This window comes from Serratia plymuthica (assembly GCF_018336935.1).
Lineage (GTDB): Bacteria > Pseudomonadota > Gammaproteobacteria > Enterobacterales > Enterobacteriaceae > Serratia > Serratia plymuthica_B.
The window spans coordinates 140,493-155,610 of the sequence record NZ_CP068771.1 but is presented as its reverse complement, the minus strand read 5'-3'; the positions used below and the strand labels follow the sequence as shown (position 1 = coordinate 155,610).

Annotated in this window: 17 protein-coding genes; 9 read left to right on the top strand and 8 right to left on the bottom strand. The window is 56.0% G+C overall.

From position 1 onward, the window contains the following. Positions 1-211: 211 nt before the first annotated feature. From frdA to frdD, 4 genes are read left to right on the top strand one after another with little or no spacing between them, the layout of a single operon-like run. On the top strand, positions 212-2,008 hold the full coding sequence (gene frdA, locus JK621_RS00765; protein ID WP_212558251.1) for a fumarate reductase (quinol) flavoprotein subunit: 1,797 nt from the start codon (positions 212-214) through the stop codon (positions 2,006-2,008). Beyond that, positions 2,001-2,735, top strand: a complete 735-nt coding sequence (locus tag JK621_RS00760) for a succinate dehydrogenase/fumarate reductase iron-sulfur subunit (protein WP_006322025.1) — start codon at positions 2,001-2,003, stop codon at positions 2,733-2,735. Before frdA ends, JK621_RS00760 begins: the two co-directional genes overlap by 8 nt. A gap of 14 nt (positions 2,736-2,749) precedes the next feature. Beyond that, positions 2,750-3,142 carry a fumarate reductase subunit FrdC gene (gene frdC, locus JK621_RS00755; RefSeq protein ID WP_212558250.1) on the top strand — a complete coding sequence of 131 codons (393 nt, stop codon included), beginning with the start codon at positions 2,750-2,752 and terminating at the stop codon, positions 3,140-3,142. A gap of 12 nt (positions 3,143-3,154) precedes the next feature. Next, a complete protein-coding gene (frdD, locus tag JK621_RS00750) occupies positions 3,155-3,514 on the top strand; it encodes a fumarate reductase subunit FrdD (RefSeq protein WP_212558249.1) in 360 nt (119 codons plus the stop codon). A gap of 182 nt (positions 3,515-3,696) precedes the next feature. On the opposite strand, the gene sugE is transcribed toward frdD, so the two are convergent. From sugE to efp, 4 genes are all read right to left on the bottom strand, one after another. Beyond that, positions 3,697-4,014, bottom strand: a complete 318-nt coding sequence (sugE, locus tag JK621_RS00745; protein WP_212558248.1) for a quaternary ammonium compound efflux SMR transporter SugE — start codon at positions 4,012-4,014, stop codon at positions 3,697-3,699. A 205-nt stretch (positions 4,015-4,219) separates the two neighbouring features. After that, the gene (locus tag JK621_RS00740) at positions 4,220-4,351 is read right to left on the bottom strand and encodes an entericidin A/B family lipoprotein (RefSeq protein ID WP_006323187.1); all 132 of its coding nucleotides are present in this window, start codon (positions 4,349-4,351) and stop codon (positions 4,220-4,222) included. Positions 4,352-4,472: 121 nt separating this feature from the next. After that, positions 4,473-4,604 carry an entericidin A/B family lipoprotein gene (locus JK621_RS00735; protein ID WP_006323186.1) on the bottom strand — a complete coding sequence of 44 codons (132 nt, stop codon included), beginning with the start codon at positions 4,602-4,604 and terminating at the stop codon, positions 4,473-4,475. Between the two features lie 71 nt (positions 4,605-4,675). After that, positions 4,676-5,242, bottom strand: a complete 567-nt coding sequence (gene efp, locus JK621_RS00730; RefSeq protein WP_004952647.1) for an elongation factor P — start codon at positions 5,240-5,242, stop codon at positions 4,676-4,678. Positions 5,243-5,285: 43 nt separating this feature from the next. Here efp and epmB point away from each other — a divergent pair, with 43 nt between their 5' ends. Next, positions 5,286-6,314, top strand: a complete 1,029-nt coding sequence (epmB, locus tag JK621_RS00725; protein ID WP_212558247.1) for an EF-P beta-lysylation protein EpmB — start codon at positions 5,286-5,288, stop codon at positions 6,312-6,314. Positions 6,315-6,393: 79 nt separating this feature from the next. On the opposite strand, the gene JK621_RS00720 is transcribed toward epmB, so the two are convergent. The 4 genes from JK621_RS00720 to JK621_RS00705 all read right to left on the bottom strand — a co-directional run bounded on the left by JK621_RS00720 (position 6,394) and on the right by JK621_RS00705 (position 9,652). Then, positions 6,394-6,738 carry a DUF4156 domain-containing protein gene (locus JK621_RS00720; RefSeq protein ID WP_013811225.1) on the bottom strand — a complete coding sequence of 115 codons (345 nt, stop codon included), beginning with the start codon at positions 6,736-6,738 and terminating at the stop codon, positions 6,394-6,396. A gap of 246 nt (positions 6,739-6,984) precedes the next feature. Beyond that, on the bottom strand, positions 6,985-8,631 hold the full coding sequence (gene groL, locus JK621_RS00715; protein ID WP_212558246.1) for a chaperonin GroEL: 1,647 nt from the start codon (positions 8,629-8,631) through the stop codon (positions 6,985-6,987). 49 nt (positions 8,632-8,680) lie between these two features. After that, positions 8,681-8,974 carry a co-chaperone GroES gene (locus JK621_RS00710; RefSeq protein WP_004952634.1) on the bottom strand — a complete coding sequence of 98 codons (294 nt, stop codon included), beginning with the start codon at positions 8,972-8,974 and terminating at the stop codon, positions 8,681-8,683. Positions 8,975-9,160: 186 nt separating this feature from the next. Further along, positions 9,161-9,652, bottom strand: a complete 492-nt coding sequence (locus tag JK621_RS00705) for an FxsA family protein (RefSeq protein ID WP_004952631.1) — start codon at positions 9,650-9,652, stop codon at positions 9,161-9,163. A 346-nt stretch (positions 9,653-9,998) separates the two neighbouring features. On the opposite strand from JK621_RS00705, the gene aspA reads away from it, so the two are divergent. From aspA to JK621_RS00685, 4 genes are all read left to right on the top strand, one after another. Continuing rightward, entirely contained in the window at positions 9,999-11,435 is a 1,437-nt protein-coding gene (gene aspA / locus JK621_RS00700; protein WP_212558245.1) for an aspartate ammonia-lyase, read from the top strand. Positions 11,436-11,686: 251 nt separating this feature from the next. Next, entirely contained in the window at positions 11,687-12,988 is a 1,302-nt protein-coding gene (locus tag JK621_RS00695) for an anaerobic C4-dicarboxylate transporter (RefSeq protein ID WP_212558244.1), read from the top strand. A 126-nt stretch (positions 12,989-13,114) separates the two neighbouring features. Then, positions 13,115-13,438: a divalent cation tolerance protein CutA gene (cutA, locus tag JK621_RS00690; RefSeq protein WP_006322071.1), complete on the top strand. Its 324-nt coding sequence runs from the start codon at positions 13,115-13,117 to the stop codon at positions 13,436-13,438. Further along, positions 13,414-15,117, top strand: a complete 1,704-nt coding sequence (locus tag JK621_RS00685) for a protein-disulfide reductase DsbD (protein WP_212558243.1) — start codon at positions 13,414-13,416, stop codon at positions 15,115-15,117. The genes cutA and JK621_RS00685 overlap by 25 nt, the downstream gene beginning before the upstream one ends. Position 15,118 lies beyond the last annotated feature (1 nt).

Here is a 15,118-nt window from a genome sequence, read left to right as displayed (position 1 = left end):
CCAATAGCTAAAAGACAAAACAATCGATCACATCAAATTTCTTCTACTTAACATTAGGTATAGTTAATCCCACATACTTGGTGGGAGATATCCACACTCAGTCTTTATGCAATATCAATCGGTTCAATGCGTTAGTGCCCAAAGCGTTTTTATAAATATTAAGCATAGATATTTAATTTGCCGTTCTTAACAAGAATATTGGAGGAATGCAGTGCAAACCTTTAACGCCGATCTTGCCATTATTGGGGCCGGGGGTGCTGGTTTACGCGCAGCAATAGCCGCAGCGGAAGCCAACCCTCAACTGAAAATCGCCCTGATTTCCAAAGTCTACCCGATGCGCAGCCATACGGTGGCCGCCGAAGGGGGCTCCGCCGCCGTCACTCAGGATCATGATAGCTTCGATTACCACTTCCACGACACCGTTGCCGGTGGCGACTGGTTGTGCGAGCAGGACGTGGTCGATCATTTCGTCCACAACTGCCCGCGTGAAATGGCGCAGCTTGAACAGTGGGGCTGCCCGTGGAGCCGTAAGCCGGACGGTTCGGTCAACGTGCGCCGCTTTGGCGGCATGAAGATTGAACGTACCTGGTTCGCCGCCGACAAGACCGGCTTCCATATGCTGCACACCCTGTTCCAGACCTCGCTCAAATACCCGCAAATCCAGCGTTTCGACGAACATTTCGTGCTGGACATTCTGGTGGATGACGGCCAGGTCCGCGGCCTGGTGGCGATGAACATGATGGAAGGCACCCGCGTGCAGATCCGCGCCAATGCGGTGGTCATGGCTACCGGCGGCGCCGGGCGCGTATACCGCTACAACACCAATGGCGGCATCGTCACCGGTGATGGCATGGGCATGGCGTTCCACCACGGCATTCCGCTGCGTGATATGGAGTTCGTTCAGTATCACCCTACCGGCCTGCCTGGCTCCGGCATCCTGATGACCGAAGGTTGCCGTGGCGAAGGCGGCATTCTGGTGAACAAGGACGGCTATCGTTACCTGCAAGATTACGGCATGGGGCCGGAAACGCCGCTGGGCGAACCGAAAAACAAATATATGGAGCTCGGTCCGCGCGACAAGGTTTCGCAGGCCTTCTGGCACGAATGGCGCGCCGGCCGCACCATCGCCACCCCGCGCGGCGACGTGGTCTATCTGGATCTGCGCCACCTGGGCGAAAAGAAACTGCTGGAACGTTTGCCGTTCATCTGTGAGCTGGCGAAGGCCTACGTCGGCGTCGATCCGGTGAAAGAGCCGATCCCGGTGCGCCCGACCGCGCACTACACCATGGGCGGCATTGAAACCGATCAGAACTGCGAAACCCGCATCAAAGGGCTGTTCGCCGTCGGCGAATGCTCTTCCGTCGGTCTGCACGGCGCCAACCGCCTCGGCTCTAACTCGTTGGCGGAACTGGTGGTGTTCGGCCGCGTAGCCGGAGAGAACGCCGCCCGCCGCGCGCTGGAAAGCAGCCCGGCCAACGGCAGCGCGCTGGATGCTCAGGGCCGTGATGTCGAAGCCCGGTTGAGCAACCTGATGAAGCAGGAAGGCAACGAAAACTGGTCAAAAATTCGCGATGAAATGGGCCTGTCGATGGAAGAAGGCTGCGGCATCTACCGCACGCCGGAGCTGATGCAAAAGACCATCGATAAGCTGGCCGAACTGAAAGAGCGCTTCAAGCGCGTCAAAATCACCGACAGATCCAGCGTGTTCAATACCGATCTGTTGTACACCATCGAATTGGGCTACGGGCTGGACGTGGCGGAATGCATGGCGCACTCCGCCTTCAACCGCAAAGAATCGCGCGGCGCGCACCAACGTCTCGACGAAGGCTGTACCGAGCGCGACGACGTAAACTTCCTGAAACATACGCTGGCGTTCCATAACCCGAATGGCGCACCGCGGCTGGAATACAGCGACGTGAAGATCACCAAACTGCCACCGGCCAAACGTGTGTACGGCGCTGAAGCCGAAGCGCAGGATAAAAAGGACAAGGAGCAGGCAAATGGCTGAGATGAACACCCTGAAAATCGAGGTCATGCGCTATAACCCGGAACGCGACGCCGAGCCGCATTTCGAGACCTTTGCGGTGCCTTATGACGAGCAAACCTCGTTGCTCGATGCGCTGGGCTACATCAAGGATAACCTGGCGCCCGACCTTTCCTACCGCTGGTCATGCCGCATGGCAATCTGCGGCTCGTGCGGCATGATGGTTAACCGGGTGCCGAAACTGGCCTGCAAAACCTTCCTGCGCGAATACACCGGCGGCATGAAAGTGGAAGCGCTGGGCAACTTCCCGATCGAGCGCGATTTGGTGGTCGATATGACCCACTTTATCGAAAGCCTGGAGGCGATTAAGCCCTATATCATCGGCAACAACCGCAAGCCGGAAGATGGCCCTAACGTGCAGACCCCGGCGCAAATGGCCAAATATCACCAGTTTTCCGGCTGCATCAACTGTGGTCTGTGCTATGCCGCCTGCCCGCAGTTCGGTCTGAACCCGGAATTTATCGGCCCGGCGGCGATCACCCTGGCGCACCGCTATAACCTGGATAACCGCGATCACGGCCAGAAGCAGCGCATGGCGCAACTCAACGGCCAGAACGGCGTCTGGAGCTGTACCTTTGTCGGTTACTGCTCTGAAGTGTGTCCGAAGCACGTCGACCCGGCCGCTGCCATCCAGCAGGGCAAGGTGGAAAGCGCCAAAGACTTCATGATCGCCATGCTGAAGCCGCAATAAGGGAGAGAACCGCAATGACAACACAACGTAAGCCTTATGTGCGCACCATGACGCCGACCTGGTGGCAAAAGCTCGGTTTCTACCGCTTCTATATGCTGCGTGAAAGCACTTCGGTGCCGGCGGTGTGGTTCAGTATCGTACTGATTTACGGCATTTTTGCGCTGAAAGGCGGTGTGGATAGCTGGGCCGGTTTCGTCGATTTTCTGCAAAACCCGCTGGTGCTGCTGATTAACGTTATCGCCCTGCTGGCGGCGCTGCTGCATACCAAAACCTGGTTCGATCTGGCGCCGAAAGCCGCCAATATCGTGGTCAACAACGAGAAAATGGGGCCAGGGCCGATAGTGAAAGCACTGTGGGCGGTGACGCTGATCGCCAGCGCAATCATTCTGGCCGTAGCCTTGGTGTAACCCGGAGGAAATATGATAAATCAAACACCTAAACGCTCCGACGAGCCGGTTTTCTGGGGGTTATTCGGCGCCGGCGGCATGTGGGGAGCCATTGTCGCGCCCGCCATCGTGCTGCTGGTCGGCATTTTGCTGCCGCTGGGCCTGTTCCCCGGCGACGCTTTGGGCTATGACCGCGTGCTGGCGTTTTGCCAAAGCCTGATCGGCCGCCTGTTCCTGCTGCTGATGATTATCCTGCCGCTGTGGTGCGGTCTGCACCGAATTCACCATGCGATGCACGATTTGAAAATTCACGTGCCGGCCAGTAAATGGGTGTTCTATGGCCTGGCGGCCATCCTCAGCGTGGTCACCGTTATCGGCGTCGTCACGCTGTAAACCGCTCAGGCGGCCGACGCCCGTTGGCCGCCTGTTATTTTTTTCAGGGCCCTGTCAGTTCATCAACATAGCCTATGGATTTCAAGTTGTCGCCAGGCACCCATCTCCAGGAGATTACTGAGGTAAGCGACTGAGGTTAGTGAGTGCAGGTCACAACGCGACAGCGTGAAAGACGACGGGTATCACTGACTGCTGAACTTCAGCCCGAGAATACCGACGACAATCAGGCACAGGCTGAGAATGCGCGCGATATTGGTCGACTCGCCGAGCAGCACCATCCCCATAATTGCCGCGCCTACCGCGCCGATACCGGTCCAGACCGCATAAGCCGTACCGGCAGGCAGCGTTTTCATGGCATGCGCCAACAGCAGCATGCTGACCACCATGGCGGCGACAGTGACAATGCTGGGCGTAAGACGGGTAAATCCCTGGGTGTATTTCAGGCCGATAGCCCACACCACCTCGAGCAAACCGGCAATAAGCAGAATAATCCAAGCCATGAACAGGCTCCGTTACGATGGGGTCGTCCCCGGAAGCTGATGCGTAAACAGGTCGTCCCGTTTAGCCTTGTGGAAATGCCCGGGAATTATACCCGCGCCAGAGAAGGATAGCAGCACAAAGGTGGCGTTTGCCAAGGGCGGAGGTGAAGCGGTATCCCACGGTGGGGCTGCTTACGTGGAATACCACAAGAGACAAAAAGGCAGGTTATTCTGCACTGCGCTGGATGGCTTCCCCGCCGGCCTGCACGTCTTTACCTACGCCTTTGGTAGTGTTGCATGCAGTCAATGAGGTCAGGATCATCAAAGAGAAAATCGCGATAATACTTTTCTTCAGCATATGAAAGTCCTTATTTGTCAGTGACGAAAAAGTACGGCTTTCTAAGTTTAGTAAATATTAACGGGAGTTGCTGTTTAAAACGCGTTTATTTTGCACAATTACATTACTGAAATTAATGCTTTTAGCTGGCCGTCCGCGAAATAGCGCCGCCGAGATGCTGAACATCCTCACCGAAACCGCGGAAAGTATTACAACCGCTAAGGGAAACAAGTAACAACAGGGAGATCACGGCCAACAGAGTTTTCTTCATCATGCTGAGTCTGCCAACGATATGCGGAAGGGGATAAAGCAAAGGAGCCACTCAGGGCTCCTTTGTTTGGAAACTTATTTTACGCGTGAAACGTATTCGCCAGAACGAGTATCAACACGGACAACTTCGCCAATCTGTACGAACAATGGCACTTTTACCACGGCGCCAGTGCTCAGGGTCGCAGGCTTGCCGCCGGTACCGGCAGTATCGCCTTTCAGACCAGGATCGGTATCAGTGATTTCTGCTTCGATAAAGTTCGGTGGCTGAACGGCGATTGGGCGGCCGTCCCACAGCGTGACGATACATTCCGCGTTATCTTGCAGCCATTTTGCCGCGTCAGAAACGGTTTTTTCTTCAACCCCGTGTTGCTCGAAAGTCTCAGGGTGCATGAAGTGGTAGAACTCACCGTCGTTGTACAGGTAGTTCATGTTGGTATCTACAACGTCCGCGCCTTCGCAAGAGTCAGTAGATTTAAAGGTTTTTTCTACGCGGCTGCCGGTCAGCAGACGGCGCATTTTAACGCGTGCAAACGCCTGGCCTTTGCCCGGCTTAACGAACTCGCTGGATTCGATGGCATAAGGCTCGCCTTCGAACATGATTTTAAGACCCGGACGGAAATCGTTGCTAGAATAAGTCGCCATGATGGCCCCTCTGAATATTTAAACTGGTAGCTTAGCCAAAAAAATGGCACACATTATAACCCAAAATACGGCATATAGAGAAGATTGGTTGCATCAACTCGCCGATGTTATTACCGATCCTGATGAATTACTGCAGCTTTTATCACTGAATACGCATCCGGACCTGCCGCAGGGCCGCGAGGCCCGTCGATTGTTCGCGCTGCGCGTCCCTCGCGCCTTCGCGGCACGCATGCGCCCCGGCGATGCCAACGACCCGCTGCTGCGCCAGGTGCTGACCGCCAGCGAAGAATTCATCAATGCGCCCGGCTTCACTACCGATCCGCTGGACGAACAGCGCAGCGTGGTACCCGGCCTGCTGCATAAATACCGCAACCGCGCTCTGCTGCTGGTCAAGGGTGGCTGTGCGGTCAACTGCCGCTACTGCTTCCGCCGCCATTTTCCGTATCAGGACAACCAGGGCAACAAGGCCAACTGGCGTCAGGCGCTGGATTATATCCGCCAACACCCGGAACTGGATGAGATTATTTTCTCCGGCGGCGATCCGCTGATGGCGAAAGATCATGAACTCGACTGGCTGATCGGCGAGTTGGAAGCCATTGCGCACCTGAAACGCCTGCGTATCCACACCCGCCTGCCGGTAGTGATCCCGGCGCGCATTACGCCGGAGCTGTGCCGGCGGCTGTCCGCTTCGCGCCTGCAGGTGCTGATGGTGACGCACATCAACCACGCCAACGAAATTGACCGCGAGCTACAGGCCAGCATGGCGCAACTGCGTCTGGCAGGCGTTACATTGCTGAATCAGAGCGTGCTGCTGCGCGGTATCAATGACAACGCAGACACGCTGGCGACGCTGAGCAACGCGCTGTTTGACGCCGGCATTCTGCCCTATTACATCCACGTACTGGATAAGGTTCAGGGCGCGGCGCACTTTATGGTCAGCGACGACGAAGCGCGCACGATCATGCAGGCGCTGCTGAGCAAGGTTTCAGGCTACATGGTGCCGCGTCTGACGCGTGAAGTCGGCGGCAAGCCAAGCAAGACCCCTCTCGATCTGCATCTGATGCAAAGCTGATCGACTGCCCGTTCCAGATACAAAAAGAGGCATGCACGGGCATGCCTCTTTTTTATGTTATACCCTGCTCGTTACTGCGTTAGGGGCACTTGTAAACCTGGCCAACCATTTTGCTGTCCAGCGGGGCAAAACTTGAAAGCAGGTTCTGCGTCGGGCTGGTTGCGCCATAGATGACATTGCCACCCATTGCCGCCGCCTTGTTACGCAGGTCGTTTGCCGCACCGCGCATAGAGCTGCCTTCGCCACCGTTACCGGACAACCAGTTGCTCTGGGTGCCCGTCACTTCGCCCACCAGCTGGCATTCAGCCGCCGGTTTGGTGTCGGTAAATTTGACCTGCTGGCCTGCGGCGGACAGTTCGTTGGTGCTGCTGCAACCTGCCAGCAGCATAGCTGCCGAAAGACCCAGTAAGGCTTTAATCCGCATCTTGTTCCCCATATGATATTGAGAATTCTGCACAAGCTTATCAGAAAGCGTTGCTATCTCTTAAGCATCCGTTGCCACGGGTACCGGGTCAACGCCTTGAGCGACAGCTGATGAAATATCAGTTTACCAGCTAAATCCCCCCGGGCTGCAAAAATATCATCAAATACAGTGCGGCAAAGAGCACAGAATAAAAAAACCCCGGCCAATTGGCCGGGGTTCTCAGCACACAGACAGTGTGGGGGATGATTACATCATGCCGCCCATGCCACCCATGCCGCCCATACCGCCAGCACCGCCTAAATCAGGCGCATCGCTTTTCGGCAGGTCAGTCACCATGCACTCGGTGGTGATCATCAGGCCAGCCACAGAAGCCGCGTACTGCAGAGCAGAACGGGTTACTTTGGTTGGATCCAGGATACCCATCGCGATCATGTCGCCGTATTCTTCAGTTGCTGCGTTGTAACCGTAGTTACCTTCGCCCGCTTTCACGGTGTTGGCAACAACAGATGGCTCTTCGCCGCAGTTCAGAACGATCTGACGCAGTGGCGATTCCATTGCGCGCAGCGCAACTTTGATACCCACGTTCTGATCTTCGTTCACGCCACGCAGTTCGCTCAGTTTGGACGCTGCGCGAATCAGCGCAACACCACCGCCGGCAACTACGCCTTCTTCTACCGCAGCACGGGTTGCGTGCAGAGCATCTTCAACGCGCGCTTTCTTCTCTTTCATTTCAACTTCGGTAGCGGCACCGACTTTGATAACCGCAACGCCGCCAGCCAGTTTAGCTACGCGCTCTTGCAGTTTTTCACGGTCGTAATCAGAAGTTGCTTCTTCGATCTGCTGACGAATCTGGGACACACGGCCCTGGATCGCAGGTTCTTCACCATTGCCATCGATGATGATAGTGGTGTCTTTGTTGATAACGATACGTTTGGCAGTACCCAGGTCTTCCAGAGTCGCTTTTTCCAGCTCCAGGCCGATCTCTTCAGAGATCACGGTACCGCCAGTCAGGGTAGCGATATCCTGCAGCATGGCTTTACGACGGTCGCCGAAACCAGGTGCTTTAACCGCAGCCACTTTCACGATGCCGCGCATGGTGTTGACCACCAGAGTCGCCAGGGCTTCGCCTTCAACGTCTTCAGCGATGATCAGCAGTGGTTTGCCGGCTTTCGCCACGGCTTCCAGTACTGGCAGCATTTCGCGGATGTTGGAGATTTTTTTGTCAGCCAGCAGGATGAACGGGCTTTCCAGTTCGATAGAGCCGGTTTCCGGTTTGTTGATGAAGTACGGAGACAGGTAACCGCGGTCGAACTGCATACCTTCAACAACGTCCAGCTCGTCTTGCAGGCCAGTGCCTTCTTCAACGGTGATAACGCCTTCTTTGCCCACTTTCTCCATGGCTTCTGCAATCAGTTTACCCACGGTTTCGTCGGAGTTTGCAGAGATGGTGCCTACCTGAGCGATAGCTTTGGAGTCAGAGCAAGGTACGGACAGTTTTTTCAGCTCTTCAACGGCTGCGACAACAGCCTTGTCGATACCGCGCTTCAGATCCATCGGGTTCATGCCGGCGGCGACTGCTTTCAGGCCTTCGGTGATGATAGATTGAGCCAGTACGGTTGCAGTGGTGGTGCCGTCGCCCGCAGCGTCGTTCGCTTTGGAGGCCACTTCTTTCACCATCTGCGCACCCATGTTTTCAAACTTGTCTTCCAGTTCGATTTCACGGGCAACGGATACGCCATCTTTAGTGATGGTAGGAGCGCCGAAGGATTTATCCAGCACTACGTTACGGCCTTTCGGGCCCAGGGTCACTTTTACTGCATCAGCGAGAACATTCACGCCGCGGAGCATTTTCACGCGAGCGTCATTGCCGAATTTTACGTCTTTAGCTGCCATTGGTATTTCCCTTCAACTCGTTTCGTTCAGTTCAGAAGATAAAGCGTAATTACGCTTCAACAATTGCCAGAATGTCGCTTTCGGACATGATCAACACTTCTTCATTGTCGATCTTCTCTGCTTTCACGCCGTAGCCGTCGTTGAAAATCACGATATCGCCAACTTTCACATCCAGCGGCTGGATGTTGCCGCTTTCCAGAACACGCCCTTTACCCACTGCCACAACTTCACCACGAGTAGATTTACCCGCTGCAGAGCCAGTCAGAACGATGCCGCCAGCAGATTTTGATTCAACTTCTTTGCGCTTGACGATAACGCGGTCATGCAATGGACGAATACTCATTGAACGCTCTCCTGTAAGAAGGTTTCTATCAGACTTAGGGTTGTCACCGGATTGTTATTACCGGCCTCGTGGGATTTGAGATGGGGGCATTCCATCCCCCTTCAAGGGCCCGGCCAAAAAAATTTTCGCTTTTGACGGCAATCCAGAGGGGACAAATGTGAAAAACGCGGCCGGGGCCGCGTTTTCTCAACGATCGTTACGCTTGTCATGATCGTCCGGCTGGTTTCCCAACGTATAACGATCGTCGTCCTTACGTTGAAATTCGCCATCGAAGGTGTTGCCGTTGGCGGCATCGCCGCCCTGGCTCCAACCGCCGGGACGATAAACCGAAAGGTGTGGCATCAGTTTCAGCGTCAGCGATTTCTGCACCGGCGGCAGCAGCAGCAACAGGCCGAGGAAGTCGGTGAAGAACCCCGGAACCAACAGCAGGAAGCCCGCCAGCACCAGCGATACGCTTTTCACCATTTCCGCCGCCGGGCTCTCACCTGCGGCCAATTTCTGTTGCATTTGCACGAAGGTTTTCATGCCCTGGTTGCGCACCAGCGAAATGCCGACGCAAGAGGTGAACACCACCAGCAGCAGAGTTATCGCCACGCCCAATACGGCGGCGACCTTGATAAAGAGAGATATTTCGATGTAAGCCAACAGAAATATCAGCAGTAACGGTAACCAGCGCACCTGGTTCTCCTATAGGTAGCGGCGCGTTCCCGCACGGTGGCGGCAACGCGAAAAGAGGGGCCGGTAAACGGCCGACATCATTACAATGGGGTCATCCCGCCGCCATTTCAACCAAAGGCCTTTTTTTATTGCTAAAGTTAACAAACGTGAATGAGATCACAGAACGGGAAAAGCGTGATTCCAGAAGGCTCAGAAGGTGATCTGGATTCAGTCATTTATTACTAACCAGCATATGATCTGGGCAGCTACAGGCGCCATGGTTAATCGTTTCGCGCCTGAAGCCTTCGGCAACATGATTTGGTTATCAGACAAATAATAACTTCGGCAGCAACTAAAGAAGGTTCTCATGTCAAACAACATTCGTATCGAAGAAGACCTGTTAGGAACACGTGAAGTCCCCGCAGAAGCCTATTACGGTGTTCATACCCTGCGTGCGATTGAAAACTTCTATATCAGCAACAGCAAAATCAGCGATGTGCCCGAGTTTGTCCGTGGCATGGTGATGGTAAAAAAAGCCGCAGCGCTGGCAAATAAAGAGCTGAAAACCATTCCGCGTAACATCGCCGATGTCATCATCCAGGCCTGTGACGAAGTGTTGGATAAAGGCAAATGCATGGACCAGTTCCCGGTCGACGTGTTCCAGGGCGGCGCGGGTACCTCGCTGAACATGAATACCAACGAAGTGCTGGCGAATATCGGTCTGGAACTGATGGGCCATCAGAAAGGCGAATATCAATACCTGAACCCTAACGATCACCTTAATAAATGCCAGTCGACCAACGACGCCTACCCTACCGGTTTCCGCATCGCGGTGTACGCCTCCAACCAGAAACTGATCGACGCCATCAACCAGCTGCGTGAAGGCTTTGATCGCAAAGCGAAAGAGTTCGAAACCATTCTGAAAATGGGCCGCACCCAGTTGCAGGATGCCGTACCTATGACCCTGGGGCAGGAATTCCATGCGTTCAGCGTGCTGCTGAAAGAAGAAACCCGTAACCTGCATCGCACGGCAGAACTGCTGCTGGAAGTGAACCTGGGCGCCACGGCGATTGGTACTGCGCTGAACACGCCGGAAGGCTACCAGCACCTGGCGGTACAAAAACTGGCGGAAGTCAGCAACCTGCCGGTATTGCCGGCCGAAGACCTGATCGAAGCCACCTCCGATTGCGGCGCCTACGTGATGGTGCACAGCGCATTGAAACGTCTGGCGGTGAAACTGTCCAAGATTTGTAACGACCTGCGCCTGCTATCTTCAGGCCCGCGCGCCGGCCTGAACGAAATCAACCTGCCGGAACTGCAGGCGGGCTCCTCCATCATGCCGGCCAAGGTGAACCCGGTGATACCGGAAGTGGTCAATCAAGTGTGTTTCAAGGTGATTGGCAACGACACTTGCGTTACCATGGCCGCCGAAGCGGGCCAGCTGCAGTTGAACGTGATGGAGCCGGTGATTGGCCAGGCGATGTTTGAGTCAATCCATATCCTGACCAACGCCTGCTATAACCTGCTGGAAAAATGCATCAACGGCATTACCGCGAACAAAGAAGTGTGCGAACACTACGTGTTCAACTCTATCGGTATCGTCACCTATCTGAACCCGTTCATTGGCCACCACAACGGTGACATCGTCGGGAAGATCTGCGCCGAAACCGGCAAGAGCGTGCGCGAAGTGGTGCTGGAACGCGGCCTGCTGACCGAAGCCGAGCTGGATGACATCTTCTCCGTGGAGAACCTGATGCACCCGGCCTATAAAGCCAAACGCTATACGGATGAAAATGAACAATAACAGATACACCCGGTAGCCCTAAAAAGGCACGCTAAATCCTCTGGATAGCGTGCCTTTTTACTTTCCGGCGCCCACAAAATTTTAACGTTTTTTTTTCAATTTATACCCCAAATCATTGGGGCTGCATCAAGGCGGCAAGAGCGCAAGTCCCCAGGAGCTTACTCAAGTAAGTGACTGGGGTGAGTGCTCGCAGCCAACACCGATGCAGTTTCAAGGATGACGGGGATATCTTATTTTAAGGAGTAGACACTATGTTAGCCGTAGAATTGGTTATCGTTCTGCTGGCCATTTTTTTAGGGGCCAGATTGGGCGGTATCGGCATCGGATTTGCAGGCGGATTGGGGGTTTTGGTCCTCGCGTTGATTGGCGTTAAGCCGGGCAGCATCCCCTTCGACGTTATTTCCATCATCATGGCGGTGATTGCCGCGATCTCGGCCATGCAGGTGGCCGGCGGTATGGATTATCTGGTTCAGCAAACGGAAAAACTGCTGCGCAAGAACCCTAAACACATCACGATTCTGGCGCCGATCGTCACCTATTTCCTGACTATCTTCGCCGGCACCGGCAATATCTCGCTCTCCGCACTGCCGGTCATCGCCGAAGTGGCGAAAGAACAGGGCATCAAGCCTTGCCGACCGCTGTCTACCGCCGTAGTGGCGGCGCAGATTGCCATCACCGCCTCGCCGATCTCCGCCGCCGTGGTGTACATGTCTTCAGTGATGGAAGGTCACGGCGTCAGTTATCTGCACATGCTGATGGTGGTGATGCCGTCCACCTTCTGCGCCGTGCTGTTGATGTCGCTGCTGGTGTCCTGGCTGTTTGACTCCAAACTGTCTGACGATCCGGTTTACCTGAAACGCCTGGAAGAAGGCCTGATCACCCTGCGCGGCAACAAGGCGATAGACATCAAACCGCGCGCCAAAGCCTCGGTGCTGCTGTTCCTGCTGGGCGTGGTCTGCGTGGTGGCCTACGCCATCATCAACAGCCCGGGCCTTGGGTTGGTGGCAAAACCCTTGATGAACACCACCAATGCCATTTTGATCATCATGCTGAGCGTCGCTACCCTGACCACCCTGCTGTGCCGGGTCGACACCGATATGGTGCTCAACTCCAGTACTTTCAAAGCCGGCATGAGCGCCTGTATCTGTATTCTGGGCGTGGCCTGGTTGGGCGATACCTTCGTGCAGGCCAACATCGACTGGATCAAAGAGACCGCAGGCGCAGTCATTCAATCCCATCCGTGGCTGCTGGCGGTGATTTTCTTCTTCTGTTCGGCGCTGCTGTACTCGCAGGCCGCCACCGCCAAGGCGCTGATGCCGATGGCGCTGGCGCTGAACGTCTCGCCGCTGACCGCCATCGCGTCCTTCGCCGCCGTTTCCGGCCTGTTCATTCTGCCGACCTACCCGACACTGGTCGCGGCGGTGCAGATGGACGATACCGGCACCACGCGCATCGGGCGTTTCGTGTTTAACCACCCGTTCTTTATCCCCGGCACCATCGGGGTGGTATTGTCGGTGCTGTTCGGCTTCCTGCTGGGCAGCGTGATGTTGTAATGTTTTTACCGGGGCTGCGGCCCCGGTTCTCTCCCGAACCTCGCCTCACTGGCGATAAACTCGCCTTCTAGCCAACTCGCCTTCAGGGTATAGTGCCTACTGATAATCTGGATGAGAGGGCTGAAAATGTCTGATTGCGAAGCTGTCGTCATACTCTGCACTGCACCCGATGAGGCTACCGCGCAAGACCTGGCGGCCCGGGTTTTGGGGGAAAAGCTGGCAGCCTGCGCCACGCTGCTGCCCGGCGCGACATCGCTCTATTACTGGGAAGGGAAACTGGAACAGGAATACGAAGTGCAGATGTTGTTCAAAAGCGACCGCCGCCATCAAGACGCCCTGCTCAATACCCTGAAACAACATCACCCGTATCAAACGCCCGAGCTGTTGGTGCTGCCGGTGATGGCTGGAGATAAAGACTACCTGTTATGGATCAACGCCTCATTAAAGTAATATTCCTGCTCTGCAGCCTGTTTTTTTTGCCGCAGGCGGCTCAGGCCTCCTTGTTCGGCCAAAGCGGCGGCAGCCAGTTCGTGCCTGTCGATCAGGCATTCGCCTTTGACTTTAAACAACAGAATCACCAGTTGGCCCTGAACTGGCAAATCCGCCCCGGTTACTACCTCTATCGTCAGCAGATCAAGCTGGTACCGCAGCAGGCAACGCTAGGCACCTTTACGTTGCCCGAAGGACTGAGCCACAAGGATGAATTCTTCGGTGACGTCGCTATTTTCAAGCAACAACTCGCGTTGAAAATTCCACTGCAACAGGCGGCCACCGGCGCCAGCCTGAGCGTAACCTATCAGGGCTGCGCGGAGGCCGGTTTCTGCTACCCGCCTGAAACGCGGGTGATCCCGCTGGATGCGGTGAGCGCCGCCGCACCGCCCGTTGACGCGCCAACGGAACCCGCGCCGGCCAGCCTGCCGTTTTCGCCGCTTTGGGCCCTGTTGATCGGTATCGGCATTGCCTTCACTCCCTGCGTGCTGCCGATGTACCCGCTGATTTCGGGCATCATTCTGGGCCGCGAAAAGCCGCACAGCAGCGGGCGCATCCTGGCGCTGGCGGTGGTTTACGTACAGGGCATGGCACTCACCTATACCCTGCTTGGCCTGGTCGTCGCGGCCGCCGGGCTGCAGTTCCAGGCGGCGTTGCAGCATCCGTACGTGTTGATCGGCCTGTCGGTGTTGTTTATCGCGCTGGCGCTGTCGATGTTTGGCCTGTATTCGCTGCAGCTCCCTTCTTCGCTGCAAACGCGGCTGGCGGGCTGGAGCAATACCCAAAAAGGCGGCTCGCTGCCCGGCGTGTTCCTGATGGGCGCGCTGGCCGGATTAATTTGTTCGCCCTGCACCACCGCGCCGCTCAGCGCCATCCTGCTTTACATCGCCCAGAGCGGCAATATGTGGGCCGGCGGCGGCACTTTGTATCTCTACGCGTTGGGGATGGGCATCCCGCTGGTGCTGGCAACCCTGTTCGGCAACCGCCTGCTGCCCCGCAGCGGGCCGTGGATGCAGTATGTAAAAGAAGCCTTCGGCTTCGTGATCCTGGCGCTGCCGGTATTCCTGTTGGAGCGGGTGCTCGGCGACCTGTGGGGGCTGCGGATGTGGAGCCTGCTGGGTCTGGCGTTCTTCGGCTGGGCCTTCGCCCTGAGTCTGAAAACCTCACGCGGCTGGGCGCGCGCATTACAGCTGCTGCTGCTGGCGGCAGCGGTGATAGCCGCAAAGCCGCTGCAAGACTGGGCCTTCGGCGCCACCAGCGCGCAGCAGGCCAACCTGCCGCACCTGAACTTCACGCGGATTGATAGCGTGGAACAACTCAATCTGGCGCTGCAGCAGGCACAGGGGAAACCGGTGATGCTGGATCTGTACGCCGACTGGTGCGTCGCCTGCAAGGAGTTCGAGAAATATACTTTCAGCAACGCGGCGGTTCAGGCTAAGCTGGCTAACGTGGTATTACTACAGGCGGACGTCACCGCCAACGACGCCGAACAGGCGGCGTTGCTCAATCACCTGAAGGTCCTTGGGCTGCCGACCATTCTGTTCTTTAACGGTGCAGGCCAAGAGCTGACGGCCCAGCGGGTAACCGGATTTATGGATGCGCCGGCGTTTAACGCGCATTTGCAGAAAGCGGTGCAATAAA

Bases quoted from the DNA above. Each gene is read 5' to 3' on its own strand.
- JK621_RS00760 (WP_006322025.1), top strand. From the start codon at position 2,001: ATGGCTGAGATGAACACCCTGAAAATCGAGGTCATGCGCTATAACCCG.
- frdC (WP_212558250.1), top strand. From the start codon at position 2,750: ATGACAACACAACGTAAGCCTTATGTGCGCACCATGACGCCGACCTGG.
- frdD (WP_212558249.1), top strand. From the start codon at position 3,155: ATGATAAATCAAACACCTAAACGCTCCGACGAGCCGGTTTTCTGGGGG.
- sugE (WP_212558248.1), bottom strand. From the start codon at position 4,014: ATGGCTTGGATTATTCTGCTTATTGCCGGTTTGCTCGAGGTGGTGTGG.
- JK621_RS00740 (WP_006323187.1), bottom strand. From the start codon at position 4,351: ATGCTGAAGAAAAGTATTATCGCGATTTTCTCTTTGATGATCCTGACC.
- JK621_RS00735 (WP_006323186.1), bottom strand. From the start codon at position 4,604: ATGATGAAGAAAACTCTGTTGGCCGTGATCTCCCTGTTGTTACTTGTT.
- efp (WP_004952647.1), bottom strand. From the start codon at position 5,242: ATGGCGACTTATTCTAGCAACGATTTCCGTCCGGGTCTTAAAATCATG.
- epmB (WP_212558247.1), top strand. From the start codon at position 5,286: ATGGCACACATTATAACCCAAAATACGGCATATAGAGAAGATTGGTTG.
- JK621_RS00720 (WP_013811225.1), bottom strand. From the start codon at position 6,738: ATGCGGATTAAAGCCTTACTGGGTCTTTCGGCAGCTATGCTGCTGGCA.
- groL (WP_212558246.1), bottom strand. From the start codon at position 8,631: ATGGCAGCTAAAGACGTAAAATTCGGCAATGACGCTCGCGTGAAAATG.
- JK621_RS00710 (WP_004952634.1), bottom strand. From the start codon at position 8,974: ATGAGTATTCGTCCATTGCATGACCGCGTTATCGTCAAGCGCAAAGAA.
- aspA (WP_212558245.1), top strand. From the start codon at position 9,999: ATGTCAAACAACATTCGTATCGAAGAAGACCTGTTAGGAACACGTGAA.
- JK621_RS00695 (WP_212558244.1), top strand. From the start codon at position 11,687: ATGTTAGCCGTAGAATTGGTTATCGTTCTGCTGGCCATTTTTTTAGGG.
- cutA (WP_006322071.1), top strand. From the start codon at position 13,115: ATGTCTGATTGCGAAGCTGTCGTCATACTCTGCACTGCACCCGATGAG.
- JK621_RS00685 (WP_212558243.1), top strand. From the start codon at position 13,414: ATGGATCAACGCCTCATTAAAGTAATATTCCTGCTCTGCAGCCTGTTT.